This is a genomic window from Paramagnetospirillum kuznetsovii (assembly GCF_003284725.1).
In the GTDB taxonomy this organism is placed as follows: domain Bacteria; phylum Pseudomonadota; class Alphaproteobacteria; order Rhodospirillales; family Magnetospirillaceae; genus Phaeospirillum; species Phaeospirillum kuznetsovii.
Window position 1 is genome coordinate 390,018 of sequence record NZ_PGTO01000002.1, and the last position, 24,553, is coordinate 414,570.

The window sequence follows — 24,553 nt, forward strand, 5'->3', positions numbered from 1 at the left end:
GTCCCGCCATCGGTCACGCCGCCTGCGTCAGGGTGAAATCCACATGAATGGCGTCATAGGGGAAGGAGACCCGACCATCCGCCCCCCGCTCGAGGATGCCGGCGTCGAGCAGGGCATGCACGTCGCCATGAACCGCCTTGACGTCTCGGCTGGAACGGCGAGCGGCCTCGCGGATGGTCATGGCCTCCTGTCCGGCCATGGTCTTCAGGAGATCCCAGCGCTTGGGCGACATCACTTTCCACAGCAGATCCACCGATGCGAATGACACATATGATCCTTGATCGGTTCCTTCGAAGGCGGCCAGTGCCCGGCGGCTCACCTCGTCACGGCTTGCGATGGAAAGGGTAAGGGTTCTCATTGTGCTCTCCATTGCTCCACATCCGCCCAGAAATCCTCCAGCAGCCGCGCGGGCGAGACGAAATCGTAGTCTGTTTCATCGCCGTCCTTGCAGTGCCTGTGATCGCCTTTTCCCGCTTCGTTGTCATAGCGGAGAACGCATGCTCCCTGGATGACCAAGGCCAGGGAATACTTGAAGGCATGACGTGAGCCTCGAACCGGCGCCGGAACGCGGTGGATGCGAATCTCGGCAAACGTCTCCTCACCGATCAGATGACGTTCGTGCAGCAGAAGAACGGCTTTCATGTTGGAGTATATGACAACAGCGGGGGTGTGTTGTCAATGCCCCCAACAGTTTGGATCGGGGCGGAGCCACCCCATTGCCTCGCTGGCGCCGTCACCCCATACTCTAGGCCTTGGTTTTTTTGCCACGGGAACTGTCCATGAAGCTGGTGATCAATGGTGAGGAGCGGAGCTTTTCCGCCTCCATGAGTGTCGAGGCCCTGTTGGGCGAGTTGGGCGTCGATCCGCGCAAGGTGGCGGTGGAACGCAATCTGGAGATCGTGCCCAAATCCGCCTATGGCCAAATGGCCGTGGGTGACGGCGACAGGCTGGAAATCGTCGCGTTCATTGGTGGCGGCTCCCATGTGGACAGCTTCACCGTGGCGGGCAAGACCTTCACCTCGCGGCTGCTGGTGGGCACCGGCAAGTACAAGGATTTCGAGGAGACGGCCAAGGCCATCGAGGAATCCGGCGCCGAGATCGTCACCGTGGCGGTGCGCCGGGTCAATCTGTCCGATCCAAGCAAGCCCATGCTGGTGGACTATGTCAGCCCCAAGAAATACACCTTCCTGCCCAATACGGCCGGGTGCTACACCGCCGACGATTCGGTGCGCACGCTGCGGCTGGCCCGCGAGGCGGGCGGCTGGAATCTGGTGAAGCTGGAAGTGCTGGGCGACCAGACGACCCTGTATCCCAACATGCCGGAAACCCTGAAGGCGGCCGAGGCGCTGATCAAGGACGGCTTCGAGGTCATGGTCTACTGTTCCGACGATCCCATCCAGGCCAAGATCCTGGAAGACATGGGCTGCGTCGCCATCATGCCGCTGGGCTCGCTGATCGGCTCCGGCCTCGGCATCCTCAATCCCATCACCATCCGCCTGATCAAGGAGACGGTGAAGGTTCCGGTGCTGGTGGATGCGGGCGTCGGCACCGCGTCCGACGCGGCGGTGGCCATGGAACTGGGCTGCGACGGCGTGCTGATGAACACCGCCATCGCCCATGCCAAGGATCCCATTCGCATGGCGCGGGCCATGAAGCTGGCGGTGGAGGCGGGCAGGCTGTCCTATCTGGCCGGGCGCATGCCCAAGAAGAGCTATGCCGATCCCAGCTCGCCGTTGGCCGGATTGATCTAAGAGAGAAGGCGGGCGGGGACGCCCGCGCTCCAAATGATGGGGAGGACGGGCGTCCTCGCCCACTTTCGGTCAGCACAAAAAAATCCCCGGGAACCGCAAGGTTCCCGGGGCGTTCAGTGCAGGGTCGATTCTTAGTAAATGTCGTGCTGCGTGTTGTAGACGTTGAACTTGCCGGTCGGGGTGATCAGCTTGGGATCCTTGATCACCGCCTTCATCTTGCGAGTCTTGTCGTCGATCACCACGATGGCGGACGGATCGGTCTTGCCGGCCCAGATGGAGAACCAGACTTCATCGCCCTTTTCGTTGTACTCGGCCTGAACGACGCGCTTGACCGCCTTGGTTTCCGGCAGGTCGGCCATCTTGGCCACGTTGATCACTTCGGGGCCCTTGTCCAAGGCGTCGATGTTGTAGACGGTGACGGATTCGGCCATGTCCTTTTCGGGGAACAGCGGAGCGTCGGCCCACAGATTCTTCGACTTGGGATGGGTCTTGACGAACAGCGAGCCCGAACCGTGGTTCTTCAGCTCGGCGACGACCTTCCAGGCGGATTCCTTATGCTTGGCGGGATCGGTGCCGATCAGGGTGATCACGTCGGCGCCCAGGTGGGACGTCGCCCAGACGGGGCCGAACTTCGGGTGGTTGAAGTTGGCGCCGCGACCCGGATGGGGCTTGGACTTGGTATCGACCAGGGCGGCCAGCTTGCCGTCCTTGGTGTCGACCACGGCGACCTTGTTGGAGGCGTTGGCGGCCACCAGGAAGTAGCGCTTCGAGGCGTCCCAGCCACCGTCGTGGAGGAACTTGGCCGACTCGATGGTGGTCTCCTTCAGATTCTTGATGTCGGAGTAATCCACCAGCTTGATCAGGCCGGTTTCCTTGATGTTGATGACCCATTCCGGCTTGATCATCGAGGCGACGATGGAGGCCACGCGGGGTTCCGGGTGATACTCGCCGTCCACGGTGATGGAGCGGGTGGACACGATCTTGAGCGGCTTCAGGTCGGCGCCGTCCATGATCACGTATTGCGGCGGCCAGTAGGAACCGGCAACGGCGTATTTGTCCTCGAAGCCCTTGAACTTGGAGGTTTCCACCGAACGGGCATCCATGCCGATCTTGATGGTGGCCACCACGGCGGGGGTCTCCATCCACAGGTCGATCATGTCCAGCTTGCCGTCGCGGCCGATGACGTAGACGAAGCGGCCCGACGCCGACAGGCGCGAGATGTGCACGGCATAGCCGGTCTTGATGATGGTCCAGATCTTCTTGGTGTCGCCGTCGATCAGGGCGATTTCACCGGTGTCGCGCAGGGTCACCGAGAAGACGTTCTTCAGGTTGACCTTGTTCATCTGCTTCTTGGGGCGGTCTTCCGGCTTGACGGAAACCTTCCACGACGCGGTCATTTCCTTGATGCCCCATTCCGGCGGAATGTCGGGGGTCATCTGGATATAGGTGGCCATGTTCTTGATTTCATCCTTGGTCAGGATGTCGTCAAAATTGACCATGCCGCCATCGGTGCCATTGGTCAGGATCTTTTCCAGGCGAGCCTGGCCGAGCTTGCTGGTGTTGGCGGGTTCCAGGTTCTTGCCCGTGGCACCCTTGCGCAACACGCCGTGGCAGCCGGCGCAACGCTCGAAATAGATCTTGGCACTGGCGTCCTTGGCCTCTTTGGACAAAGTCGCTTCCTGAGCGAACGCCGCCCCGCTCATCGCCAACGGCAACGCCGTCAACAACAGCGCGTTCCGAACACCCTTCCACATACGGCTACCCTCCCTTAAATCGATAGGAGCCATGACTGACGGGCCGGTGCGGCGTCCGGTCGTGGCTATAAGTGAGACTACGGTGCCACCAGCCTGCTGATACGGATGTGACTATCGTCAAATTCCGCGACGGAAAGTCCCGCATCTCTTGGTAATTTACGCGGAAGGCGCCCAGTCGCCGCTGGCTTCCAGGCAGGCGCGGCGAAGCAACGCCACATCCTCTATACGGATGACATTGCCGGAAGTATGTACTCCGAGCGCTCGCAGGCGACTGAGAACTCGCGAGAGACTTTCGCGACGGATGCCGACGCGGCTGGCCAGGACTTCCTTATTGAACGGCAGCGCGATATCGGCCTTGCCCTCGCTGGCGGCGGTTTGGGCCAACAGGAACTCGGCCACCCTTTGCCAGGGGGTACGTTCCTTCAAGTCGCGGATTTCCATGGCCAGCCGACGGTTCCACTTCACCAGTCCGGCCAGCATGCGATAGGCCAGGGCATGGTCCGAATGCAGGGTATGCATGAAGGCGCGGCGGCCGACCCGGATCAGGCTGGCGTCCTCGATGACCTCGGCGTGCAGCGGGAACTTGCCGGTGGCCAGCATGGCGGCTTCGGCAAAGCTGGTGCCGGGGCCGAAGATCTCGACGATGCTTTCGCGGCCGTCCTGGGCCAGGGCGAACAGCTTCACCGCGCCGTCCAGCACGATGTAGAAGCAGTCGGCCTCGTCGCCCGCGCCGAACAGAAGCGTGCTGCGGCGCCGGTTGATGGCGCTGGAATCGGCCAGCAGGCGGTTGAGGACTTCGCTTTGAATGCCGTCGAACATGGGCAGGCCCATGACGACGTCCTGGGTGGAGCGCGCCCCCCGAAACAGCCGCTGGGGCGTGCCCAGGGTGCGGTCGCAGTCGGCGGTCGGGCCTTCGCAGGCCGGTCGGCATGGACAGGACGACGGACCCGCGCCCGTCGCGCCTGTCGCATGGGGCGCGCTAATGGGTGATCGCTGAGCCGTTGCCATAATTCCTCAATCTTCCAACATCCGCGATTTCAACCTTGTCGGTCCTGCTGGCCACGACGCCCTTGTCGCGCAATTTGGCGAAGGCCCGCGACAGCGTCGCCGGATCCATCCCCAGATGGTCGGCCAGGTGTCGCTTTTCGAAGGGTAGCCGCACCACGATCTGTCCATTGGCCGGACCTGCCAGCATCAGCAGGTAATTGGCCAACCGCTCGGCGGTTGATTGCATTTTCAGCTCGGTGATTTCGCGCACGCGCTCCCGCAGATGAGCCGCCATGGCGGAAATCATTGCGATGGCCGAATCGAAATGGCTTTCCAGGTGGCGCATAAGGGCGTCCGCCGAAATGGCGGCGACGGTCGTCGGCCCCATGGCCGCAGCCGTGACGCAATAGGGCATACCCGCCAAGACGGCTTCCTCGCCGACGGTGTCGCCAGGGGCCAAGGGAAGGGCAAGCGGTTTGGCGCTGGATGCCGCCGAGGGGTTCAACCGCACGGCGCCGCGCAGAATCAGGAACAGATGCCGCGCCGGTTCTCCTTCCCGGAACAACTCGGCGCCATCGGCGAAGACCCTTTCCTCGTGACCGTCAAGCAGGCGGGCAAGATCCAAGGAGGGGATCGGCGCGAAAAGCTGATTTCTCTTCAGCGCACTCAAAGCGTCCGAACTCATGTTCCCCTCGCGATGCTGGAAAGGTCCGCTACAGTCCAAGCCGCGATTATCATCGCTCTAATGCAGATGTCGCGACCTTGACGTTGGTTAAGATTCCAAAGCCGCAGGTTTTCCCGCTCAATACCTTGGTATGGGGCGCAGCTTTTAGTTAATTCTAATGTAATGACGCGCAGGAATGAATGATCAAATTGATCAAGGTCACGTTCATTCGAGCATGCGAAACAGTACAGTCGCCTGCGCCTGAAGGTTTGATCGAACGCCGGGGGAATGGCGGTCGCGGCCGAGTCGGGAGGAGAGGGGTGCCGGCGGCGGCTTCGCAGCACCCCCATAACGATTGCCTAAGATCAAGTTTTGGCGGCCGCCCTTCGTGGTATCGCTGGATCGGGTCTTCGGGCAGATAATGGTGCTGGGGAGCGCGATGGCGACCGAATCCTTGATCAACAAGCTGTGGAAAATGAAGATTCTCGGCGCCTCGCTGTTCGGCGCGGCGGTGATCTTCGTCGGCGGCATCATGTTCTGGGGCGCCTTCAACACGGCGATGGAGGCCACCAATACGCTGGGCTTCTGCATCAATTGCCACGAGATGAAGGACAACGTCTTCCAGGAATACAAGAAGACGATCCACTACACCAATCGCTCGGGCGTTCGGGCGGCCTGCTCGGATTGCCATGTGCCCAAGGATTGGGTCCACAAGTTCATCCGCAAGATCCAGGCCTCGGGCGAGGTCTATCACTGGCTGATGGGCTCGGTGAACACGCCGGAGAAATTCGACGAGAAGCGGTTCTACCTCGCCAAGCGCGTCTGGGAGACCATGAAGAGCACGGATTCGCGGGAATGCCGCAACTGCCATGCCTTCGACCAGATGAATCCCGACATGCAGAAGCAGCGTGCCCGCAAGCAGCACGACAATGCGCAGAAGGAAGGTGGCACCTGCATCGATTGCCATAAGGGCATCGCCCACAAGCCGGTGCATCATTTGCTGGAACAGGAAGAAGAGCAGAAGGCCAAGGAGGCAGAAGCCAAGAAGGCCGCCGCCGCTCCCGCTCCCGCTCCCGCTCCTGTCGCCGCTCCGGCCGCATCCGCTCCGGCGGTCTCCGGCGCCGTGCTGCCGCCGGTCACCGGCAAGGCGGTGGATTGGAGCAAGGCCACCGAGACCAAGACCGTGCTGTTCTATCCCGGCCAGACCGCCATCGAATGGGTGCTGACCGGTACCGACCACGGCGGCACCCGCGCCTTCAAGAAGGGCGACCGCTGCTTCGAGTGCCACAGCAACGAGACCGCCGACATGGGCGCCAAGATGGTGTCCGGCTCCAAGGCGGAAAAGACCCCGATTCCGGGCAAGCGCGCCTCCATTCCGCTGTCCATCAAGGCGGCCTACGACGCCGACAATCTGTACATGCGCTTCGAGTTCCCCGCCGGGCCGCACAACGACGTTCCCTTCGCCAAGGGCGGCAAGATGGATCCCGACAACGAGATCAAGCTGGCCATGATCATCGACAACGGCAAGGTGGACATGGCTGCCCGCTCGGGCTGCTGGACGTCATGCCATTCCGATGCCCGCGACATGCCCACCGCTCCCGCTGCCGTGGGCGCTGTTCCGGGCATCGACACCAAGCTCGGCTATGTCACAAAATACATTCCCGAAAGCCGGACCCAGTTCGACACCACCAAGCGCGACAACTGGGACAAGGTGAAGCCCCAGGCCGAGCTGGACGCCCTTCTGGCAGGCGGCACCTTCCTAGACCTGACCCGCTTCAAGTCCAGCGGCGCCTCGGAACAGGGCTATATCCTGGCGGAACGGGTCTTGAAGCCCGCCAACGACGTGGCCTATAGCGGCAAGAAGGAAGGCGACAAGTGGGTCGTCACCATGATCCGCCGCCTGAAGGCGACCCAGCCGGGCGAGGTCAATCTGGTGGCGGGGCAAAGCTATTCCGTCGGTTTCGCCGTGCATGACGATTTCACCGCTGGTCGCTTCCACCATGTCTCGGTGGATCTGAAGCTGGGCCTCGACGCCGAGGGTGAAATCAAAGCGGTCAAGATGTAGTCATAATATCGACGAGCCCATGGGGCGAGGAGTTGCGGGCAAGGCCCGGCGCGCCACATGGCGCGGGAGCCAAGGGTTGCGGAGCATCTCGCCCGGCAATTGAGGGACAAAGGCGAGCCACGGCAGTGGTTCGCCGATACAAGGAGCAATCGCCATGAGACTTTCCCTGCTTTCGACTCTTGTGGCGTCTTCGGTGATGATGGCGGGAGCGGTTTCGGCCGCTCCCAAGATCAAGGACATCAACTGGGCGGCGGTGCCAGCGACCAAGACGGTGCTGTTCTATCCCGGCCAGACCTCCATCGAATGGATTCTGACCGGCACCGATCACGGCGGTCTGCGGGCCTTCAAGAAGGGCGACCGCTGCTTCGAATGCCATTCCGAGGAAACCGCTGATATGGGCGCCAAGATGGTGTCCGGCGCCAAGGCGGAAAAGACCCCCATTCCGGGCAAGCGCGCCTCGGTGCCGCTGACCGTCAAGGCGGCATACGATGCCGACAATCTGTACATGCGCTTCGAGTTTCCCATCGGCGCCCACGCCGACGTGCCCTTCGCCAAGGGCGGCAAGATGGACCCCGACAACGAGATCAAGCTGGCCATGATGATCGATGCTGGCAAGGTGGATATGGCGGCGCGTTCGGGCTGCTGGACCTCGTGCCATTCCGACAACCGCGACATGCCGACGGCACCCGCCGCCACGGCCCTGGGGGGCGCCAAGGGCATCGATACCAAGGCCGGATACGTCACAAAATACGTGCCGGAAAGCCGCACCCAGTTCGACACTGCCAAGCGCGACAACTGGGACAAGGTGAAGCCCCAGGCAGAATTGGACGCCATGCTGAAGAACGGCACCTTCCTGGACCTGACCCGCTTCAAGTCCAGCGGCGCCTCGGAACAGGGCTATATCCTGGCCGAGCGGGTGCTGAAGCCCGGCGCCGACGTCGCCTATTCCGGCAAGAAGGAAGGCGACAAGTGGGTGGTCACCATGGCCCGCGCCCTCAAATCCACCCAGCCCGGTTCGGTCGCCCTGGAGGCGGGCAAGTCCTACACCGTCGGCTTCGCCGTGCATGACGACTTCGCCGCCGGTCGGTTCCACCATGTTTCGGTGGACCTGAAGCTGGGCCTCGACGCCGAGGGTGAGATCAAGGCGGTGAAGCAATAGAATGGCCCGGCTCGGCGTCTGCGCGGCCGCGCTTCTCATGATCCTCGCCTCGCCGGTTTGGGCGGGCGAGACCGTGCGGGTGAGCATCGACAAGATGATGTTCACCCCCAAGATCCTGAAGGTGAAGCCCGGCACCACCGTCGAATGGGTCAATGACGAGAAGCGCAACAATCACAGCGTCCTGTTCGAGAAGGAAGGCTTGCCGGAATCCGATCGCCTGTTTCCCGGCGACAGTTGGAAGCGGAGCTTCGACAAGCCCGGCCTCTATCCCTATGTCTGCGGCCCCCATCGCGACATGACCGGCGTCATCGAAGTGGCGCCATGACCGAGGCGCCCCCCCTCGTCCATCTGGTCGGCGCCGGTCCGGGCGACCCCGATCTGCTGACCGTCAAGGCGCTGCGCCTGATCCAATCGGCCGATGTGGTGGTCTATGACCGGCTGGTGGGCGACGGCATCCTGGACCTGATCCCCGCCGGAACCACCCGCATCAGCGTCGGCAAGGAAAGCGGCCACCACCTGCTGCCCCAGGACGAGATCAACGATCTGCTGGTCAGTCTGGCGCGCCCCGACCGCACGGTGGTCCGCCTCAAGGGCGGCGATCCCTTCGTGTTCGGACGCGGCGGCGAGGAAGCACTGTATCTCGCCCGCTACGGCGTGGCGGTGGAGGTGGTTCCCGGTATCACCGCCGCCGCCGGTTGCGCCGCCATGGCGGGAATTCCGCTGACCCATCGCGACGTGGCGCGCAGTGTCCGCCTCATCACCGGCCATCTCAGCGAGGATCGCGCGTTGGAGCTTGACTGGGACTCCCTGGCCGATCCCAGTTGCACCCTGGTGATCTATATGGGGGTCGCCACCATCGGCCGGATCGCCGAGGGATTGATGGCGGCGGGACTGCCCCCCGATACGCCGGTCGCGGTGGTCGAGCGCGGCACCAGCGGCGCGGCGCGCACTTTGCGCAGCGTCCTGTCCGCCATCGGAGGCGCGGTGGAGGCCTGGCACATCCGCCCGCCCGCCCTGATCATCATCGGCAAGGTGGTGGGTCTGGGCCTTGCCGCCGAGACCCTGTCGGACGACGCATTCTTGCCCAACGTCAAGCCGCTGATCTCCGCCGAGTGATATGCATATCCTGGCCTTAGGGAGGGCTGAGGATGCGGTTTTCGACGACCCTGGCGCTGATTGGGATGGGGATTGCCGCTTCGGCGGCGGCCGAGGTGCCAAGCGCGCGTCAGGATCAGTTGCGCGACATCGTCGCCCAGGATTGCGGCTCGTGCCACGGCATGACGCGCAAGGGCGGCTTGGGCTCGCCCCTGCTGCCGGAAGTCCTGGCCGCCTATACCGCCGAGGGCGTAACCGAGACCATTCTGGAGGGGCGCCCCGGCACCCCCATGCCGCCGTGGAAAACCATGCTGAGCCGCGACGAGGCGTCATGGATCGCCCGCTATCTGATGGGAGAGGTGAAATGAGCCGACCGTTGGCCGCCGCCCTGGCCGTGATGCTGCTTGCGGGCTGTGCCGCTCCGTTGCGCGGCACCGGCGATCTCGGCGTCGTGGTGGAGCGCGCCGACGGCCGCGTCATGGTGGTGGAAAGCACCACGTCGAGCGTTCTCGCCTCGGTTCCCGGGCTCGGCGATCTCTCCCACGCCGCCCTGGTCTATTCCCGCGACGAGCGCTTCGCCTTCGTGTTCGGCCGTGACGGCGGCCTGACCAAGGTGGATGTGCTGACCGGCTCCGTCGCGGCCCGCGTGGTGCAGTCGGGCAATTCCATCGGCGGCGCCATGTCCCAGGACGGCTCGCTGGTGGCGGTGGCCAATTACACGCCGGGCGGCATCAAGGTGTTCGACACCGCCAGCCTTTCCCTGGTGGCCGATATCCCGGCCATGGGCGCCGACGGCAAGCCCAGCAAGGTGATCGGCATCGCCGATCTGCCGGGGCGCAAATTCATCTACACCCTGTATGACGCGGGCGAGATCTGGATCGCCGATCTGGCCGATCCCGCCAAGCCCGGCCTGCGCAAATTCACCAATATCGGCAAGCTGCCCTATGACGCGCTGATCACCGGCGACGGGCGCTGGTATCTGGCCGGGCTGTTCGGCGAGGACGGCATCGCCCTGCTGGACCTGTGGAACCCGGACAAGGGGGTGCGGCGCATCCTCGACCATTACGGCAAGGGCAAGGAGGCACTGCCGGTGTTCAAGATGCCGCATCTGCGCGGCTGGGCGGCGGCGGGCACCGAAATCTGGCTGCCCGCCATCGGCCATCATCAGGTTCTGGTGGTCGATAAGGGGAATTGGACGGAAAAGGCGCGGGTCGAAGTGGCGGGCCAGCCGGTCTTCGTCATGGCGCGCCCCGACGGCCGTCAGGTCTGGGTCAATTTCGCGGTGCCCGACTACAACCTCATTCAGGTGATCGACGTTCCCACCAAGCGGGTGGTCAAGACCATCGAGCCGGGCAAGGCCATCCTGCACATGGAATTCACCCCCAAGGGCGAGCGGGTTTGGCTGTCGGCGCGGGATTCCGACAAGGTGGTGGTCTACGACACCGAGACGCTGGAACCGGTGGCCGAACTTCCCGCCGTGAAGCCGAGCGGCATCTTCTTCACCGCCCGCGCCCATAAGACGGGGCTCTGACCATGGATAAGCTTGATCAGAGGTTGCTCAACGACTTTCAGCGGGATTTTCCCCTGGTGGCGCGCCCCTATGCGGCGCTCGCCGAATCTCTTGGGCTTACCGAGACCGAGGTGCTGCAACGGCTGGAGCGGCTGACCCGCAACGGCGCCGTCAGCCGGGTGGGCGCGGTGTTCCGTCCCCATACGGTGGGCGGCAGCACCCTGGCCGCCCTGGCCGCCCCGCCGGAGGAGTTGGAGCGGGTGGCGGACCTGGTCAGCGCCTATCCCGAGGTCAACCACAACTACCAGCGCGAACACCGGCTGAACCTGTGGTTCGTGGTGACGGCGCCCTCGGCCGAAGCGGTTCAGGCGGTGCTGGCCGATATTTCCGCCAGGACCGGCTTGGAGGTTCTCGACCTGCCGCTGCTGGAGCATTTCCACATCGATCTGGGGTTCGATCTGAAATGGAACTGAGCGACCGCGATCTCGCCCTGGTCTCCACCCTCGCCGACGGGCTGCCGCTGGTGGATCGGCCCTATCTGGCGGTGGGCCACATGGTCGGCATGTCCGAGGTCGAGGTGATCGAGCGCATCAAGGCCATGCGGGAGGCCGGGATCATCCGCCGCTTCGGCGTCATCGTGCGTCATCACGAACTGGGCTTTCGCGCCAATGCCATGGCGGTCTGGGACATTCCCGACGCCGAGGTCGCAGCGTTGGGCGCCCGCCTGGGCGACGCGCCGGAAGTCACTCTGTGCTACCGGCGGCCGCGACGGCTGCCCGACTGGCCCTATAACCTGTTCTGCATGATCCACGGCCGCGACCGCGCCACGGTGGAAGCGTCGATCCGGACCCTGATCAGCCGTCACGGCCTGGACGTTCATCCCCATAGCGTGCTGTTCTCCATCCGGCGCTTCAAGCAGACCGGGGCGCGTTACGGCCGCCGTCTGGCGGCGGAGTAGGCCATGGACCATACCGACCGCCGCATCATCAATGCCTTCCAGGGCGGCTTTCCCATTTGCGAGCGCCCGTTCGAGGCCGCCGCCGAAAGCCTGGGCCTGACCGAGGCGGAGATGATCAGCCGGGTGGCGGCGCTGCGCGCGGCGGGAACCGTCTCGCGCTTCGGCCCCCTGTGGCACGCCGAGAAGATGGGCGGCGGCCTGACGCTGACCGCCATGAAGGTGCCCGGCGACCGCTTCGACGAGGTTGCCGACATCGTCAATTCCTTCCCCGAGGTGGCCCACAACTACGCCCGCGAGCATGCGCTGAACATGTGGTTCGTGGTGGCGACGGAAAAGCCGGAACGTATCGCCGAAGTGCTGGCGGAGATCGAGGCCAGGACCGGGCTGGCCGTCCACGACATGCCGAAGGTCGAGGAATTCTTCGTCGGATTGAGGTTCGAGGCATGACAGAGCGAGGCGGAGCCGAGCGCGGGCGCATTGAGCGCCCCGGAGCGCAGCGGAGGAGCCAAGGGGCCGAGAGGCCCCGCCCGGCGTCTGAGGGACAATCAAGAAACCCTGCTCTCGACGCGCTCGACCGCGCCATCGTCCTCGCCACCCAGGACGGCCTGCCCATCACCGAGCGGCCCTACCATGCCGTGGCCGAGACGGTCGGCACCAGTGCCGAGGACGTCATGGCCCGCATGACCCGGTTGCTGAACGCGGGTGTGATCCGCCGCATCGGGCTGGTGCCCAATCACTATGCGCTGGGCTATCGCTTCAACGGCATGACCGTGTGGGATGTCGCCGACGAGCACGTCGCCGAGGCGGGGCGCCGGGTCGGTGGGCTGGATTTCGTCAGCCATTGCTATCAACGGCCGCGCCACCTGCCCGACTGGCCCTATTCGCTGTTCGCCATGATCCATGCCCGTGAACGGGCGGTGGCCGACCAACTGGTTGAACGCATCGCCGAATGTCTGGGGCCGCTGTCGCGCGGCCATCTGGTTCTGTTCAGTTCGCGCATCCTGAAGAAGACGGGATTGCGGCTTTAGGTCCAAAAGGCCTCGTTATTCCCGCGAAGGCGGGAATCCATTGGCGAGGCAGAACGGTTCTTGGTGTTTGGCGTCGATGTCGGTCCCGCCATGGACCCCCGCCTTCGCGGGGGTGACGACAGAAGGATGGTCAGGGAGGTTTCCTGATCCTGGATGGAGGTTGGTCGTGTTCCGCGTATCCCAGTTCATGCACGAGCTTGTCGCCCCCACGCCGGTGGGGCCGCGCCGCAATCCGCCCGGACCGGTGGTGATCTGGAACCTGATCCGGCGCTGCAACCTGACCTGCAAGCACTGCTATTCCATCTCGGCCGACAAGGATTTCGCCGGTGAACTGTCCACCGACGAGGTCTTCGGCGTCATGGCCGATCTGAAAGGCTTCAAGGTGCCGGTGCTGATCCTGTCGGGCGGCGAGCCGCTGCTGCGGCCCGATATCTTCGCCATCGCCGACAGGGCCAAGGAAATGGGCTTCTATACCGCCCTGTCATCCAACGGCACCCTGATCGACGAGGCCACCGCCGACCGCATCAGCGCCACCGGCTTCGACTATGTGGGCATCAGCATCGACGGCATCGGCGCCACCCATGACCGGTTCCGCGCCCTGGACGGCGCCTTCGCGGCATCCTTGAAAGGGATTCGCGCCTGCGTGAAGCGGGGCGTCAAGGTGGGACTGCGCTTCACCATGACCATGGATAACGCCCATCAGCTGCCCGAGGTGGTGGGGCTGATGGAGGCGGAGGGGGTGAGCAAGTTCTACTTCTCCCACCTCAATTACGCCGGTCGCGGCAACAAGAACCGCTTGGACGACGCCTCGGTGAAGATCACTCGCGACGCCATGGATTTCCTGTTCGATACCGCCTGGACCCATGCGGAGGCGGGGCGCGAGCGGGAGTTCGTCACCGGCAACAACGACGCCGACGGCCCCTATTTCCTGTCCTGGGCGAAGACCCGCTTTCCGGCCCAGGCCGATCACATGGCCGCCAAGCTGGCGCAGTGGGGCGGCAACGCGTCGGGCGTCAACGTGGCCAATATCGACAATCTGGGCGATGTCCATCCCGATACCATGTGGTGGAATCACAAGCTGGGCAATGTGCGGGACCGGCCGTTCTCCGCCATCTGGCCCGACACCTCGGACGCCCTGATGGCGGGGCTGAAGAAACATCCCCGGCCGGTGGAGGGGCGCTGCGCCGCCTGCGCTCATCTCACCGCCTGCAACGGCAATACGCGGGTTCGCGCCCAGCGGGTCACCGGCAATGTCTGGGCCGAGGATCCCGGCTGCTACCTGACCGACGAGGAGATCGGCATCGCATGAAATCCGCATTGATCGCGCTGGCGCTGCTGATCGCCACTCCCGCCCTGGCGGCCGAGGATGCGCCTCGCCTGTTCTCCGAGCATTGCGCCGCCTGCCATGGCGGCGATCGGCTGGGCGCCATCGGGCCTGCCTTGCTGCCCGAGAATTTGGGGCGCCTGAAGAAGGCCGAGGCGGAAAAGGTCATCGCCGAGGGCCGCATCGCCACCCAGATGCCCGGCCATGCCGACAAGCTGACGCCCGCCCAGATCAAGGCCCTGGCCGACTACGTCTTCACCCCGCTGGCCAGCGTGCCGACATGGGGCATGGAACAGATCGCAGCCTCCCGGGTGCTGAACGTGAATCCCGACCTGCTGCCCGCCAAGCCGGTCTGGACCGCCGATCCGCTCAACCTGTTCACCGTGGTGGAGACCGGCGATCACCACGTCACCATCCTGGACGGCGACAGTTTCACGCCGCTGGCCCGGTTCCAAAGCCGCTTCGCCCTGCATGGCGGCGCCAAGTACTCGCCCGACGGCCGCTTCGTCTATCTGGCGTCCCGCGACGGCTGGATCACCAAATACGACCTCTACACCCTGCAGATCGTCGCCGAGATCCGTGCCGGGGTGAACACCCGCAACGTGGCGGTCTCCCATGACGGCCGCTTCCTCATGGTCGGCAATATGCTGCCCCATACGCTGGTGGCGCTGGACGCTCGCGATCTGTCGCCGATCCAGGTGATCCCGGTGGCGGGCGACAAGGGCGTGACCTCAAGGGTCTCGGCGGTCTATACCGCGCCGCCACGCTCCAGCTTCGTGGTGGCGCTGAAGGATATCATGGAGGTCTGGGAGATTCCCTATGCCGACGATGCCGGGCCGGTGATGAACGGCTTCGTTCATTCCTACGAGAAAGGCCACGAGGAAGGCATCAGCGAGGGGGGGCGCTTCCAGGCCATCCGTATCCGCACCCCCGATTATCTCGACGACTTCTTCTTCGACAGCACCTATGAACGCGCCATGGGCGCATCGCGCGACGGCACCAAGGGCCTGGTGGTGGATCTGGACATCAAGCGCAAGGTGGCCGAGATCGACCTGCCCGGCATGCCCCATCTGGGCTCGGGCATCATCTTCAAGATGGACGGCCGCGACGTCATGGCGACACCCCACCTCAAGGAAGCGGTCGTCAGCGTCATCGACATGCAGACCTGGAAGACCATCAAGCGCATTCCGACCCTGGGGCCGGGATTCTTCATGCGCGGCCACGAGAACAGCCCCTATGCCTGGATCGACGTATCCATGGGCAAGGACAAGGACGCCATCCAGATCATCGACTTGGGCAGCCTGGGCATCGTCAAGACCCTGCGGCCGGCGCCGGGCAAGACCACCGCCCATGCCGAGTTCGACCGGTCCGGCAAGCATGTGCTGATCTCGGTGATGGAAGCCGACGGTGCCCTGATCGAATTCGACGCCGCCAGCTTCGACGAGGTCGCGCGCTTGCCCATGAAGCGGCCGGTGGGCAAGTACAACGTCTTCAACAAGATCAATTATTCGTCGGGGACGAGCCACTAGACAAGGCGGGCGGGACGCCCGCGCTCCCAATCGCGCCGGAGCGCGGGCGTCTCGCCCGCCTAAACGCCCGATGTCTTATTGTTTTCCGCTTCCAAGGCGTCATTCTCGGCCCGAATGACCAGGCGGCGCTGACCGGCGAAGCGCTGGTCGAGGCGTACCGCCCCGATCACCGAGGTGAACAGCGCCAGCCACACCACCCGGTTCTGATAGCGGTCGTGGGGATTGGAAATGGCGCCGCAGACGATGGCGTTGCCGATGATGGCGGCCGCGACCATCAGGGCAAGTCCGGTGGTGGTGCGGTCGCGCCGCCGCCATGCCAGGGCCAGCAGCCCCACCGTCACCACTTCCGCCGCCTGATTGATGGGAATCTGGAAGTCGTTGATGGGCTTGAAGTTGATGGGCGGCCGCCTTTGCTGGCGGGCATAGCGGAAGGCCTTGAACTCGTCAGGATAGCGCCGCAGCATGGTGCGCACGAAGTGCCAGGTCATGGGGACAAGGTCTTCGCCGCTTTCGATGGAATCCAATTGCTCGACGAAATTATCGGCCGCCGCTCCCAGAACCTGGAGCGGAAAGCGCCGGATGGCGTCGTCGACGATGAATTCCGATTCGTCGTGCAAGGCTTTCCAGCCGCCCATTTCGTCGAACGGGCTGTCGCCCCACAGGAATTCGTCGGCGGTACGGGGCAGCTCATCCTTGTGGTCGCACATCTCCAACTGGGCGCCAGTCGGGCAGACCTCGTCCAGATACATCTTGGCGACGCCGTTTTGGACGAATAGCGCCAGTTGCAGCACCTTGCCCGATTCGGTGAACACGAAGCGCCCCATGGCGAAGTAATGGGTGGTTGGCACCAGCAGGATGCCGCAGATGATGGCCATGGACGCGGCCCCCATCCGAGGCCGCGGCATGCGGCGCAGGAACCGCGACAGACCCCACATGGCCAGCAGCACCAGCAGCAGGCCCGCCGCCACTGCCACATGGGACATGTGGACGCAGATGGAAATGGCGGTGATGATCCCCAAGGCGGCGCGGCGCCAGGGTTGCAATCCTTCTCCGAAGGCCAGCGCGGCCACGCCGAGGACGGCGGTGCCTGCGAAGACATCGGCCAGCAATTGCGAGGCCACCCAAGGCAAGCCGGTGAACAGCGCCAGGGCGAGGCCGACGCCCAGGAACACCATATGCCGCCAACGGCCGATGAATCCCATCACAGCTTCATGCAGCACCCAGGTCACCAGGATGGCATGAACCAGCGGCAGTGCCCACAGGCTGCCGAAGAAGCGGGCGACGGTGCAGAACACGCCATAGGTCATGATCCGCCAGACGATGGGCTGGAACGTGAAGGCCATCTCCACGTAGTCCTCGCTGTCGTAATAGACCAGCGGATAGCCGTTCCAGAAGGCCGGGGCCATCAGCAGAACCACCACCAGCACGAAGGTCAGGGAATGCCACCCCAACGTCCAGCCGGTGAGCGGAGTTCGAGCCATGGGCTTAGGCCCGCTTCCAACTGGTGCCGCTTGGTCCGTCTTCCAGCACCACGCCCTGGTCCAGCAACGCGTTGCGGATGCGGTCGGATTCCGCGAAGTTCTTGGCCTTGCGCGCTTCGGCGCGGGCGACGATCAGGGCGTCGATCTCGTCGTCGGCGGGGCCTCCCGCCGCTCCGCCCTTGAACCAGGCCTCGGGATCTTGGTGCAGCAGGCCGAGCAGATGGCCCGAGGCCAGCAGGCGGCCCTTGGCGCGGGCCTTGTCTTCCAGATGGGTCGCCTTGTTGAGGGCGCCGACCAGTTCATGCAGATGGCTGATGGCGAGCGGCGTGTTGAGGTCGTCCTCCAAGGCGGCCAGAACCTCGATGGGCGCCTCGTCATAGCCGTTGGCGTCGATATCGGCGACGCCGCGCAGCGCCGTATACAGCCGGTCCAGCGTCGCCTTGGCCTGTTTCAACCCGTCATTGGTCCAGTCGAACGGCTGGTGGTAATGGGTGGTCAGCATGGCCAGCCGGATCGCCTCGCCCGGCGCCTTGTCCAGCAGGTCGCGCACGGTGAAGAAGTTGCCCAGGGACTTGGACATCTTCTCGCCTTCCACCATCAGCCAGCCGTTGTGCAGCCAGACGCGGGCGAAGGGGGCGCCGTTGGCGCAGGTGCTTTGCGCGATTTCGTTCTCGTGGTGGGGAAACACCAGATCCTGACCGCCGCCATGGATGTCGAAGGTCTCGCCCAGATGTTCCAGGCTCATGGCCGAGCATTCGATATGCCAGCCCGGCCGCCCGCGACCCCAGGGGCTCTCCCAGCCGGGCAAATCGGGGGATGACGGTTTCCACAGCACGAAGTCGCCCGCATCCTTCTTGTAGGGCGCGACCTCGACGCGGGCACCGGCGATCATCTCGTCGGAGCTGCGGCCGGACAGCTTGCCGTAATTGCCCATGGAGCCGACGGCGAACAGCACATGGCCCTCGGCCGCATAGGCATGGCCCTTGGCGATCAGCCGCTCGATCATGGCGATCATCTGGGTGATATGGGCGGTGGCGCGGGGCTCCACATCGGGGGGAAGGCAGTTCAGCGCCCCGATATCCTCGTGGAACATGCGGGTGGTGCGCTCGGTGATGGCGGAAATGGGCTCGCCGGAATCCTTGGCGCGCTGGTTGATCTTGTCATCCACGTCGGTGATGTTGCGGACATAGCGCACCGAGGGATACAGGCTTTTCAGCAGCCGGTAGAGCACGTCGAACACGATGACCGGCCGGGCGTTGCCGATATGGGCGCGGTCATAGACGGTGGGGCCGCAGACATACATGCCCACATGGCCGGGAACCAGCGGTTCGAACACATCCTTGGTCCGGGTCAGGGTATTGTAGAGAACCAGCGGCACCGATCAAACTCCCCAGTACTGAATTAGGCCGATTGCCCTTTGAGACGGCTCATGGCTCGCGCCCGTCCCATCAGAGGTAGCAGAGTCTTCAACTCGGGTCCATTCTCGCGCCCGGTCAAAGCCATGCGCAAGGGGTGGAACAGGGCCTTGCCCTTGGCGCCCGTCGCCTGTTTGACGGCTTCGGTGAACAGGCTCCAGGTGCCCGCGTCCCAGGGCTCGGGCGGCAGCAAGTCGGCGGCGGTCTCGGTGAAGGCGGCGTCCTCGATGACGGGGGCCAGTTCGGCGCGGCAGATGGCCCACCACAGGGCGGCGTCGGACAACTGGGTCAGATTGGCGCGGATGGCCAGCCAGAACGCTTCGTCGGCGTCGGGGATGTCCAGGCGGTCCCGGACTTCCTCGAAACCGGCGGAATGCAGCAGGCGGGCATCGAGGCGTTCCAGCTCGGCCGGATCGAATTTGGGGGTGCCGCGTCCGAACTTGCTCCAGGCGAATTCGGTGGCCAGATCGGCCAGGGAATGGCGGATCTCGATGGCGTCGGAACTGCCCAGCTTGGCCAGCATGGAATTCAGCGCCATGGCCTCGACGCCGCGTTCGCGCAATTCGCGCAGGGAACCGGAGCCCAGCCGCTTGGACAGGCCCTCGCCGCCCACGCCGGTCAGCAGCGGCAGATGGGCGAAGGCGGGGGCCACGCCGCCCAGCGCCTGGAACAGCTGAATCTGCGGCGCGGAATTGGTGACATGGTCTTCGCCGCGCACGATATGGGTGACGCCGAACTCCATGTCGTCCACCACGCTGGGCAGGGTGTAGAGAAAGCTTGCGTCACCCCGGATCAGCACCGGGTCGGACAGATTGGCGCCGTGGTAATGGCTGGCGCCGCGCACCAGATCGTCCCAGCGCACATCCTCGTGATCCAGCTTGAAACGCCAATGGGGTGTTCTGCCCTCGGCTTCCAGCTTGGCGATGTCGGCGGGCGACAGCGTCAAGGCGGAGCGGTCATAGACCGGCGGCTTGCCGCGCGCCATCTGGCGCTTGCGCTTGTAGTCCAACTCATCGGCGGTTTCCCAGCAGGGATACAGCCGCCCCATGGCCTTCAGGCGCTCGGCCGCCGCGTGGTAGCGATCCAGCCGTGCCGACTGGAATTCCTTGCGGTCCCAGGCGAGGCCCAGCCAGCCGAGGTCTTCCTCGATGGCGGCGACGAATTCCGGTTTGGAACGCTCCAGATCGGTGTCGTCCAGGCGCAGGATGAAGCGCCCGCCATTGGCCTTGGCGAACAGCCAATTGATCAGGGCGACACGGGCATTGCCCACATGCAGCAGGCCGGTGGGGCTGGGGGCGAAGCGAACGGTGGGGGAGGCCATTTCAATCCGTTGAAAAACAGCGGGATTCAGTGGCCCCCTATACCATCCACGGCCCCCGGGCAACAACCCTGCTCTACGCGCAGGCCTCGCCGACGCAGGGCAGAACCTCGATGGTGATATGGCTCAACTCGTGAACCGGGGCCAGCAGGCGCTTGTAATGCTCCGGCGGCCGGGGCTCGTGGGTGACGACGGAGACGATGGCGGCCCAGTGGCCGGTGCCGATCCGCCACAGGTGAAGGTCGGTCAGGCGGTTGTCGGCGTCGCCTTCGATGGCGGCCCGAACCTCTTCCTCCAGCTCACGGTCGTCGTTGTGGTCCAGCAGCACGGCGCCGGTTTGGGCCATCAGGCCCCAGGACCACTTGGCGATCACCGCCGCGCCCACCAGCCCCATGACCGGGTCCATCCACCACCAGCCGAGATATTTCCCCAGCAGCAACGCCATGATGGCCAGCACCGAGGTCACCGCGTCGGCCACGACGTGGATATAGGCGGCGCGCAGATTGTGGTCGTGATGATCATGATCATGATGATCGTGGTGATGCTCGTGGCCGTGGCCGCCGAGGATCAGGGCGCTGACCAGATTGACCACCAGCCCGATGACGGCGACCCACAGGGCCTCGTCGAAGCCGATGGTCTGGGTCTCGGTCAGGCGCGAGGCGGATTCCCACACCATCAGCAGCGCCACGATGCCCAGGATGATGGCGCTGGCGAAGCCGCCCAGCACGCCGACCTTGCCGGTGCCGAAGGTGAAGCGTCCGTCCTCGGCGTGGCGCCGGGCGAAGCCATAGGCGAAGGCGGCGATGCCCAGCGCCCCGGCATGGGTGGACATGTGCCAGCCATCGGCCAGCAGGGCCATGGAATTGAACAGGGTTCCGGCGGCGATCTCGGCCACCATCATGACCACGGTCAGGCCGACGACGATCAGGGTCCGGCGCTCGGCCGCCTCCTCGTTGCCGCCGAAATATTTGTGGGCGTGCTGCCAGGGCGTCAGGTCATGGGCATGCATGGAAAACCTCCCACGCCCGGTCTGCCTCAAATCTGCGAGGTGAAGGCGTTGGTGATGGGATAGCGGCGTTCGCGGCCGAAGGATTTGGACGATACCTTGACGCCGGGCGGCGCTTGGCGGCGCTTGTATTCGGCGCGGTCCAGCATGCGCCAGACCCGGCGGACCGTCTGTTCGTCGAAGCCCTTGGCGCAGGCTTCGAACACGCTCATCTCGCCCTCGATCAGGCATTCCAGCACGCCGTCCAGCACGTCGTAGGGCGGCAGGGTGTCCTGGTCGGTCTGATTGGGCTTCAATTCGGCCGAGGGCGGCTTGGTGATGACGCGATCGGGCATCACCGCCCCCATGGGGCCGAGGCAGCCGGGGGGGCGCTGGTGATTGCGCCAGGAGGACAGGGCGAAGACGGTGGTCTTGTAGATGTCCTTCAGCACCGCGTAGCCGCCGCACATATCGCCGTACAGGGTGGCGTAGCCGCAGCTCATCTCACTCTTGTTGCCGGTGGACAGCACCATGGGGCCGAATTTGTTGGACAGGCCCATCAAGGTGACGCCCCGGGCGCGGGACTGAAGGTTTTCCTCGGTGCTGTCGGGCTCGCGGCCGGCGAACATGGGGGCCAGCATGGCGTCGTAGGCGGCCATGGCGGGGCCGATATTGACGGTATCGAGACGAATGCCCAGCAATTGGGCCACCGCGGCGGCGTCCTCCAGGCTTTCCGTCGAGGTATAAGGCGACGGCATCATCACCGCCCAGACCTTGTCGGCGCCCAGTGCGTCCACCGCCACGGCGGCGCACAGCGCGCTGTCGATGCCGCCCGACAGGCCCAGCACCACGCCGGGAAAGCGGTTCTTGGTCACATAATCGCGCAGGCCGATCACCATGGCCTGATAGATGCCTTCCAGCCGCGACGTGGGCGCGGCCTTCGGTCCCTCACACATCCAGCCGCTGGCTTCGCGGCTCCAGCGGGTCAGCACCACCTCGCTGCCCCAGGGGGCGACGCTGGCCGCCACCTGGCCGTCGCCGTCCACCACGAAGGAGGCGCCGTCGAACACCAGTTCATCCTGGCCGCCCACCTGGTTGACGTAGATCAGCGGCAGGCCGGTCTCTTCCACGCGGGACCGCGCGTGTTCGAGGCGGATGCCCGACTTGTCGGCCTCGAAGGGCGAGCCGTTGGGCACCACCAGCATTTCGGCGCCGCTTTCCACCAGGGTTTCGGCCACGTCGGCGAACCACATGTCCTCGCAGATCATGACGCCAAGGCGAATGCCGCGAAAGGAGATGGGGCCGGGGGCGGGGCCGTGGGCGAAGACGCGGGCTTCGTCGAACACGCCGTAATTAGGCAGGTGATGCTTCAGCCGGGTGGCGGCGACGCGGCCGTGATCCAGCAGCAGGGCGGCGTTGTGAGTCTTGCCGCCGACCCGCCAGGGCGAGCCGATCAGCATGGCGGGACCAGACACCGTCTCGGCCGCCAGTTCCTGGACGGCCGTCTCGCAGGTGTCGAGGAACGAGCCCTTCAGCACCAGATCTTCCGGCGGATAGCCGCTGATGCAGAGCTCGCCGAACACCACCAGATCGGCCCCCATCTCCACCGCCTTGGCCCGTGCGTCGCGTATCAGGCGGGTATTGCCGACCACATCGCCCACGATGGGATTGATTTGGGCGAGCGCAATGGAAAGATCATCAGACATTGAGAATCGGCCGGAAATGGAGTGCGATCACCGCACACTATGGACCGGGGCCCGGCCTGTCAACGCGCTGGACACATCGGCAAGGTAATCGGGCCAGGGCAAAACCCGTCCCGCCCCTGGAATAGGGAATGACGTCAAATGTCGTACTGATAATGTTGTCCGGTACCCTGCCGATCGTCCGCTTCCACATCATGTCGCGGCAGTGTGACGGTGACGATGGTTCCTTGGCCCACCTGGCTATGAATGGCGAGGCTGCCGCCGTGAAGATCCACCATCTCGCGGACCAGGGCCAGCCCCAGGCCGGTGCCGCCGAAATTGCGGCTGGTGGCGGATTCCACTTGATAGAAGGGTTCGGTGACCCTGGCGATATGTTCCGGGGGGATGCCGATGCCGGTGTCTTTCACGTTGATGCGAAGGCCAAGGGGCTCGACGTCCACCGACACGGTCACGCTGCCGCCATCGGGCGTGAATTTCACCGCGTTGCCCAGAATATTCACCATGATCTGCATCAGCCGCGTGCGGTCGGCGGTCAAAGGCGGCAGGTTGTCCAGGCCAGAGTGACGGAGGGTGACGCCACCCGCATTGGCGCGGGCGCCCAGCATGGCGAGACTGGATTTGATCAAATCGGCGAGGTCGATCTCATCAAGGTCCAATTCCACATGCCCGGCCTCGATCTTCGCGATGTCCAAGATGTCATTGACGATGGCCAGCAGATGTTGGCCGGCATTGTGGATGTCGTCGCAATAGGATTTCACCTTGCCGTCCACCGGCACGATGATTCCGGTTCGCAGCACTTCGGAAAAGCCGATGATGGCGTTCAAGGGGGTGCGAAGCTCGTGGCTCATATTGGCGAGGAATTCGCTTTTGGCGCGGTTGGCGATCTCGGCGTCCCGCACCGAGGCCCGCAAGATACGGTTGCCCTCGCTGACGGCGATGCGCATGGCGGTGAAGGCGCGGGCCAATTCCCCCAACTCGCCGGGGGCCGAGGTATCGAGCGATAGTCCTGGACGCCCCAGCGTGAAGTCGCGGGTCGCCTTGGTCAGGGCGGCCACCGGCTTGACGAAGCTTCGCGCCACGGCGATCGACACCGCCGCGGCAGCCAAAAAGAACACGACGGCAAGGGACGACATCTTTGTCCGCAACTGGTCCAGAGGCGCGAGTGCTTCCGCTTGATCCACATGGGCCATGATGCAGCCGCCGCCGATTTCGGGCACGAAGTGGTAACCGTGGATGATGTCCACGTCGCGGTAATCGAGATCGAGCACTTGGCCCGTCTTGCCGGACAGGCAGGACTGCATGGGGCGGGCTGAAATGGGGTGGTCGTGGCCCTGGGTCGACTCGTAGCGGGCCTTGGTTATGAACATTCCCTCGCCATCGGCCAGGAAGACCTCGCCCGAATTCCCCAGATCGGCGGTGGGCAGGAACAGGCCCTGAAGAAGGCTGGACGGGAACAGCAAAGCCAGTTGCAGGTTGCGTTTCGAGTCGATGACGACCATGAAGTAGCTTCGCTCGTCCTCACCGAGCTTCGGCAGAATTCCGACAAGTTGATCGCGACCTAATGGCGGGAGCGCGGCGACCTGATCCGGAGCTTCTCCAAATCGTATGTCATCGTTGCGACCAGTTTGATGAAGTACCGCCCCAAGGGCACGCTCGCTGTGGACAAAGGCCTCCATCGCGCTTTGAAGGCACAGGGATTGGACGGGACGGTTCAGACTGGAACATCGCAGGTCGGTGTCCGCCAGGAATGCCCGCGCGCGGGCATTTGTCCGCTGGAAAATGGTGACCAACTGGTCATGCTTGGATGTCGCGACTCGGCCGACGCTG

The 24,553-nt window shown here is 64.4% G+C and carries 24 protein-coding genes; 13 read left to right on the top strand and 11 right to left on the bottom strand.

Annotation, left to right across the window (positions count from 1 at the left end; translation table 11 throughout):
• Nucleotides 1-13: 13 nt before the first annotated feature.
• Both CU669_RS04515 and CU669_RS04520 read right to left on the bottom strand, forming a co-directional pair.
• Nucleotides 14-358 carry an HVO_A0114 family putative DNA-binding protein gene (locus tag CU669_RS04515; RefSeq protein WP_112142593.1) on the bottom strand — a complete coding sequence of 115 codons (345 nt, stop codon included), beginning with the start codon at nucleotides 356-358 and terminating at the stop codon, nucleotides 14-16.
• Complete coding sequence (locus tag CU669_RS04520; protein WP_112142594.1) at nucleotides 355-642, bottom strand: toxin-antitoxin system TumE family protein; 288 nt, start codon at nucleotides 640-642, stop codon at nucleotides 355-357. The genes CU669_RS04515 and CU669_RS04520 overlap by 4 nt, the downstream gene beginning before the upstream one ends.
• A gap of 137 nt (nucleotides 643-779) precedes the next feature.
• Between CU669_RS04520 and thiS the strand changes: the two genes are divergently transcribed.
• On the top strand, nucleotides 780-1,751 hold the full coding sequence (thiS, locus tag CU669_RS04525; protein WP_112142595.1) for a sulfur carrier protein ThiS: 972 nt from the start codon (nucleotides 780-782) through the stop codon (nucleotides 1,749-1,751).
• Between the two features lie 131 nt (nucleotides 1,752-1,882).
• On the opposite strand, the gene CU669_RS04530 is transcribed toward thiS, so the two are convergent.
• The 3 genes from CU669_RS04530 to CU669_RS04540 all read right to left on the bottom strand — a co-directional run bounded on the left by CU669_RS04530 (nucleotide 1,883) and on the right by CU669_RS04540 (nucleotide 5,177).
• Nucleotides 1,883-3,505 carry a nitrite reductase gene (locus tag CU669_RS04530; RefSeq protein ID WP_112142596.1) on the bottom strand — a complete coding sequence of 541 codons (1,623 nt, stop codon included), beginning with the start codon at nucleotides 3,503-3,505 and terminating at the stop codon, nucleotides 1,883-1,885.
• A 156-nt stretch (nucleotides 3,506-3,661) separates the two neighbouring features.
• Nucleotides 3,662-4,513 carry a Crp/Fnr family transcriptional regulator gene (locus CU669_RS04535; RefSeq protein WP_112142597.1) on the bottom strand — a complete coding sequence of 284 codons (852 nt, stop codon included), beginning with the start codon at nucleotides 4,511-4,513 and terminating at the stop codon, nucleotides 3,662-3,664.
• Entirely contained in the window at nucleotides 4,485-5,177 is a 693-nt protein-coding gene (locus CU669_RS04540) for a Crp/Fnr family transcriptional regulator (protein ID WP_112142598.1), read from the bottom strand. The genes CU669_RS04535 and CU669_RS04540 overlap by 29 nt, the downstream gene beginning before the upstream one ends.
• A gap of 418 nt (nucleotides 5,178-5,595) precedes the next feature.
• Here CU669_RS04540 and CU669_RS04545 point away from each other — a divergent pair, with 418 nt between their 5' ends.
• From CU669_RS04545 to CU669_RS04600, 12 genes are all read left to right on the top strand, one after another.
• Entirely contained in the window at nucleotides 5,596-7,221 is a 1,626-nt protein-coding gene (locus tag CU669_RS04545) for a NapC/NirT family cytochrome c (RefSeq protein ID WP_112142599.1), read from the top strand.
• Between the two features lie 154 nt (nucleotides 7,222-7,375).
• Nucleotides 7,376-8,380: an ethylbenzene dehydrogenase-related protein gene (locus tag CU669_RS04550; RefSeq protein ID WP_239988538.1), complete on the top strand. Its 1,005-nt coding sequence runs from the start codon at nucleotides 7,376-7,378 to the stop codon at nucleotides 8,378-8,380.
• A 1-nt stretch (nucleotide 8,381) separates the two neighbouring features.
• A complete protein-coding gene (locus CU669_RS04555; RefSeq protein ID WP_112142600.1) occupies nucleotides 8,382-8,705 on the top strand; it encodes a cupredoxin domain-containing protein in 324 nt (107 codons plus the stop codon).
• Nucleotides 8,702-9,496 carry a uroporphyrinogen-III C-methyltransferase gene (cobA, locus tag CU669_RS04560; protein WP_112142601.1) on the top strand — a complete coding sequence of 265 codons (795 nt, stop codon included), beginning with the start codon at nucleotides 8,702-8,704 and terminating at the stop codon, nucleotides 9,494-9,496. Before CU669_RS04555 ends, cobA begins: the two co-directional genes overlap by 4 nt.
• A 32-nt stretch (nucleotides 9,497-9,528) precedes the next feature.
• On the top strand, nucleotides 9,529-9,843 hold the full coding sequence (locus CU669_RS04565; protein WP_192884575.1) for a c-type cytochrome: 315 nt from the start codon (nucleotides 9,529-9,531) through the stop codon (nucleotides 9,841-9,843).
• On the top strand, nucleotides 9,840-11,006 hold the full coding sequence (locus CU669_RS04570; RefSeq protein WP_112142603.1) for a cytochrome D1 domain-containing protein: 1,167 nt from the start codon (nucleotides 9,840-9,842) through the stop codon (nucleotides 11,004-11,006). Before CU669_RS04565 ends, CU669_RS04570 begins: the two co-directional genes overlap by 4 nt.
• Before the next feature lie 2 nt (nucleotides 11,007-11,008).
• Nucleotides 11,009-11,458: an AsnC family transcriptional regulator gene (locus CU669_RS04575; protein ID WP_112142604.1), complete on the top strand. Its 450-nt coding sequence runs from the start codon at nucleotides 11,009-11,011 to the stop codon at nucleotides 11,456-11,458.
• A complete protein-coding gene (ahbB, locus tag CU669_RS04580; RefSeq protein WP_112142605.1) occupies nucleotides 11,449-11,943 on the top strand; it encodes a siroheme decarboxylase subunit beta in 495 nt (164 codons plus the stop codon). Before CU669_RS04575 ends, ahbB (CU669_RS04580) begins: the two co-directional genes overlap by 10 nt.
• A gap of 3 nt (nucleotides 11,944-11,946) precedes the next feature.
• Nucleotides 11,947-12,390, top strand: a complete 444-nt coding sequence (locus tag CU669_RS04585) for an Lrp/AsnC family transcriptional regulator (RefSeq protein WP_112142606.1) — start codon at nucleotides 11,947-11,949, stop codon at nucleotides 12,388-12,390.
• Nucleotides 12,387-12,971: a siroheme decarboxylase subunit beta gene (gene ahbB, locus CU669_RS04590; protein WP_112142607.1), complete on the top strand. Its 585-nt coding sequence runs from the start codon at nucleotides 12,387-12,389 to the stop codon at nucleotides 12,969-12,971. The genes CU669_RS04585 and ahbB (CU669_RS04590) overlap by 4 nt, the downstream gene beginning before the upstream one ends.
• A gap of 166 nt (nucleotides 12,972-13,137) precedes the next feature.
• Nucleotides 13,138-14,280: a heme d1 biosynthesis radical SAM protein NirJ gene (gene nirJ / locus CU669_RS04595; protein ID WP_112142718.1), complete on the top strand. Its 1,143-nt coding sequence runs from the start codon at nucleotides 13,138-13,140 to the stop codon at nucleotides 14,278-14,280.
• Nucleotides 14,277-15,824 carry a cytochrome D1 domain-containing protein gene (locus CU669_RS04600; RefSeq protein ID WP_112142608.1) on the top strand — a complete coding sequence of 516 codons (1,548 nt, stop codon included), beginning with the start codon at nucleotides 14,277-14,279 and terminating at the stop codon, nucleotides 15,822-15,824. The genes nirJ and CU669_RS04600 overlap by 4 nt, the downstream gene beginning before the upstream one ends.
• A 59-nt stretch (nucleotides 15,825-15,883) precedes the next feature.
• On the opposite strand, the gene CU669_RS04605 is transcribed toward CU669_RS04600, so the two are convergent.
• From CU669_RS04605 to CU669_RS04630, 6 genes are all read right to left on the bottom strand, one after another.
• On the bottom strand, nucleotides 15,884-17,305 hold the full coding sequence (locus tag CU669_RS04605) for a hypothetical protein (protein ID WP_112142609.1): 1,422 nt from the start codon (nucleotides 17,303-17,305) through the stop codon (nucleotides 15,884-15,886).
• A gap of 4 nt (nucleotides 17,306-17,309) precedes the next feature.
• On the bottom strand, nucleotides 17,310-18,683 hold the full coding sequence (gene cysS / locus CU669_RS04610; RefSeq protein ID WP_112142610.1) for a cysteine--tRNA ligase: 1,374 nt from the start codon (nucleotides 18,681-18,683) through the stop codon (nucleotides 17,310-17,312).
• Nucleotides 18,684-18,706: 23 nt separating this feature from the next.
• Nucleotides 18,707-20,041, bottom strand: a complete 1,335-nt coding sequence (locus CU669_RS04615; RefSeq protein ID WP_112142611.1) for a glutamate--tRNA ligase — start codon at nucleotides 20,039-20,041, stop codon at nucleotides 18,707-18,709.
• 73 nt (nucleotides 20,042-20,114) lie between these two features.
• Nucleotides 20,115-21,047 carry a CDF family Co(II)/Ni(II) efflux transporter DmeF gene (gene dmeF / locus CU669_RS04620; protein WP_112142612.1) on the bottom strand — a complete coding sequence of 311 codons (933 nt, stop codon included), beginning with the start codon at nucleotides 21,045-21,047 and terminating at the stop codon, nucleotides 20,115-20,117.
• Between the two features lie 26 nt (nucleotides 21,048-21,073).
• Nucleotides 21,074-22,729, bottom strand: coding sequence for an NAD+ synthase (locus tag CU669_RS04625; protein WP_112142613.1), 1,656 nt, complete (start codon nucleotides 22,727-22,729; stop codon nucleotides 21,074-21,076).
• Nucleotides 22,730-22,863: 134 nt separating this feature from the next.
• Entirely contained in the window at nucleotides 22,864-24,225 is a 1,362-nt protein-coding gene (locus CU669_RS04630; RefSeq protein ID WP_161539578.1) for a sensor histidine kinase, read from the bottom strand.
• Nucleotides 24,226-24,553 lie beyond the last annotated feature (328 nt).

Excerpts from the sequence above, each read along its gene's own strand:
- CU669_RS04515 (WP_112142593.1), bottom strand. The coding sequence starts at position 358 with ATGAGAACCCTTACCCTTTCCATCGCAAGCCGTGACGAGGTGAGCCGC.
- CU669_RS04520 (WP_112142594.1), bottom strand. The coding sequence starts at position 642 with ATGAAAGCCGTTCTTCTGCTGCACGAACGTCATCTGATCGGTGAGGAG.
- thiS (WP_112142595.1), top strand. The coding sequence starts at position 780 with ATGAAGCTGGTGATCAATGGTGAGGAGCGGAGCTTTTCCGCCTCCATG.
- CU669_RS04530 (WP_112142596.1), bottom strand. The coding sequence starts at position 3,505 with ATGTGGAAGGGTGTTCGGAACGCGCTGTTGTTGACGGCGTTGCCGTTG.
- CU669_RS04535 (WP_112142597.1), bottom strand. The coding sequence starts at position 4,513 with ATGGCAACGGCTCAGCGATCACCCATTAGCGCGCCCCATGCGACAGGC.
- CU669_RS04540 (WP_112142598.1), bottom strand. The coding sequence starts at position 5,177 with ATGAGTTCGGACGCTTTGAGTGCGCTGAAGAGAAATCAGCTTTTCGCG.
- CU669_RS04545 (WP_112142599.1), top strand. The coding sequence starts at position 5,596 with ATGGCGACCGAATCCTTGATCAACAAGCTGTGGAAAATGAAGATTCTC.
- CU669_RS04550 (WP_239988538.1), top strand. The coding sequence starts at position 7,376 with ATGAGACTTTCCCTGCTTTCGACTCTTGTGGCGTCTTCGGTGATGATG.
- CU669_RS04555 (WP_112142600.1), top strand. The coding sequence starts at position 8,382 with ATGGCCCGGCTCGGCGTCTGCGCGGCCGCGCTTCTCATGATCCTCGCC.
- cobA (WP_112142601.1), top strand. The coding sequence starts at position 8,702 with ATGACCGAGGCGCCCCCCCTCGTCCATCTGGTCGGCGCCGGTCCGGGC.
- CU669_RS04565 (WP_192884575.1), top strand. The coding sequence starts at position 9,529 with ATGCGGTTTTCGACGACCCTGGCGCTGATTGGGATGGGGATTGCCGCT.
- CU669_RS04570 (WP_112142603.1), top strand. The coding sequence starts at position 9,840 with ATGAGCCGACCGTTGGCCGCCGCCCTGGCCGTGATGCTGCTTGCGGGC.
- CU669_RS04575 (WP_112142604.1), top strand. The coding sequence starts at position 11,009 with ATGGATAAGCTTGATCAGAGGTTGCTCAACGACTTTCAGCGGGATTTT.
- ahbB (WP_112142605.1), top strand. The coding sequence starts at position 11,449 with ATGGAACTGAGCGACCGCGATCTCGCCCTGGTCTCCACCCTCGCCGAC.
- CU669_RS04585 (WP_112142606.1), top strand. The coding sequence starts at position 11,947 with ATGGACCATACCGACCGCCGCATCATCAATGCCTTCCAGGGCGGCTTT.
- ahbB (WP_112142607.1), top strand. The coding sequence starts at position 12,387 with ATGACAGAGCGAGGCGGAGCCGAGCGCGGGCGCATTGAGCGCCCCGGA.
- CU669_RS04600 (WP_112142608.1), top strand. The coding sequence starts at position 14,277 with ATGAAATCCGCATTGATCGCGCTGGCGCTGCTGATCGCCACTCCCGCC.
- CU669_RS04605 (WP_112142609.1), bottom strand. The coding sequence starts at position 17,305 with ATGGCTCGAACTCCGCTCACCGGCTGGACGTTGGGGTGGCATTCCCTG.
- CU669_RS04615 (WP_112142611.1), bottom strand. The coding sequence starts at position 20,041 with ATGGCCTCCCCCACCGTTCGCTTCGCCCCCAGCCCCACCGGCCTGCTG.
- dmeF (WP_112142612.1), bottom strand. The coding sequence starts at position 21,047 with ATGCATGCCCATGACCTGACGCCCTGGCAGCACGCCCACAAATATTTC.
- CU669_RS04625 (WP_112142613.1), bottom strand. The coding sequence starts at position 22,729 with ATGTCTGATGATCTTTCCATTGCGCTCGCCCAAATCAATCCCATCGTG.
- CU669_RS04630 (WP_161539578.1), bottom strand. The coding sequence starts at position 24,225 with ATGGTCGTCATCGACTCGAAACGCAACCTGCAACTGGCTTTGCTGTTC.